This window comes from Streptomyces sp. SID11385 (assembly GCF_010548245.1).
GTDB lineage: Bacteria > Actinomycetota > Actinomycetes > Streptomycetales > Streptomycetaceae > Streptomyces.
Window position 1 is genome coordinate 1 of record NZ_JAAGLR010000393.1, and the last position, 1502, is coordinate 1502.

General features: G+C 76.6%; 1 protein-coding gene and 1 pseudogene. Both read left to right on the plus strand.

What is annotated here, in order from left to right; translation table 11 throughout:
* Positions 1 to 1060 (plus strand): alpha/beta fold hydrolase (locus tag G3I42_RS11915; protein ID WP_164285224.1); only part of this gene is annotated, 1060 nt, incomplete at its 5' end.
* Positions 1061 to 1311: 251 nt separating this feature from the next.
* Positions 1312 to 1502 (plus strand): annotated as a pseudogene (locus G3I42_RS11920) (hypothetical protein); the annotation flags it as partial.

Genomic DNA, 1502 nt, shown 5'->3' on the forward strand with positions numbered 1-1502 from the left:
CGCCGGGCGCGTGGCGGGCGAGGCGGGCCTGCGACCTCGCCCGGGCCGCCCGCTGCCCACCGAACCGAAGCTCACCGTGCACACGGCGACCGCCGACCGCATCACGCTCACCCGCGCCCTCGCCTCGCTGCGCCCCGGCGTCTACGGCCTGGCGGGCGAGGACGGCAGGCACGCGGCCGTGGGGCGGGTGCTTGACGCGGAGGCCCACCGGGCGGACACGGTGGTACGCGAACTAATCGACGGAGAAGGCGAGTTCAAGCCGGGCACGCACGCGCGGTTCACCCCGCAGGTGTACACGGGCACGCCCCGTACGGCGCTGGGCCTCGACTACGAGGACGTCGAGATCGCCGGTCTGCCGGGCGCGCTGCCGGCGTGGTTCGTCCCGGCGGCGCGCGCGACGTGGGTGATCGCCGCGCACGGACTGGGCACGACACGCGAACACACGCTCGTGCTGATGGACTTCCTGCACCGGCAGCAGCTCCCCGTGCTCGCTCTCTCCTACCGCGGCGACCCGGGCGCCCCGGCGGCCGAGGGCGCGCTCTCGCGGTTCGGCGCGGACGAGTGGCAGGACCTCGAAGCGGCGGTGCGGTGGGCGGTACGGCACGGGGCGCGGCGCCTCGTCCTGCTGGGCTGGTCGACGGGGGCCGCGATGGCGCTGCGCGTGGCGGCGCGCTCGGAGCATCGCGACCGCATCGCGGGCCTGATCCTCGACTCACCGGTCCTGAGCTGGCAGTCCGCACTCGAAGGGCTCGCCCGGGCCCGCCGCACCCCCGGCTTCGTCCTGCCGCTCGCGGTACGGGCGGCGGAGGGCCGCGCGGGCCTGCCGAAGGAACGGATCGACCGGGCGGCCGACCCGCACGCCCTGCGCGTCCCGGTCCTCCTCGCCCAGAGCGAGGACGACGCCCTCGCCCCCTACCCCCTGGCCCGCGCCTTCGCCCGCTCCCGCCCCGACCTGATCGTCACCCACACCGTCAAGAACGCCCCCCACAGCGCCGTCTGGAACCGCGACCCCACCCCCTACGAAGAATCCCTCCGCCGCTTCCTGACCCCCCTGATGTAGCCCCCGGCCCACCAATTCCAGCCCCTCCGGCACTTGAGGAGCGGGCCCCGGGGCGGTCCGCCCCAGCCCCCGGGCCACCAATCCCAGCCCCTCCGGCGTTTGAGGAGCGGGGTCCGGGGCGGAGCCCCGTAACCGGGGCCCCGGGGCAGAGCCCCGCGAGCCCCCCGCCAACCGGGGCCTACGGCCCCATTCGTACCGGTCTCACTCATTCCGTTTGGGCTTTCGGCCCGTCACCGGGGACACTGCCTTGCGTGACGTCCCGTATCCCGCGCGACTCCAGGCTCCGACTCGTCGGCCGCGCCCCGCTCGCGGCTCCCATCCGTACGGTCGCGGAAGGGCGGCCACGCCGCCCCGCTCCCCGCCCGCCGGAGGGCACCCCGCCCCCCGCCGAACTGGCCCGCGCGGCCCGCACCGTCCTCGCCGGCGCCGCCGCGCTCGCCCG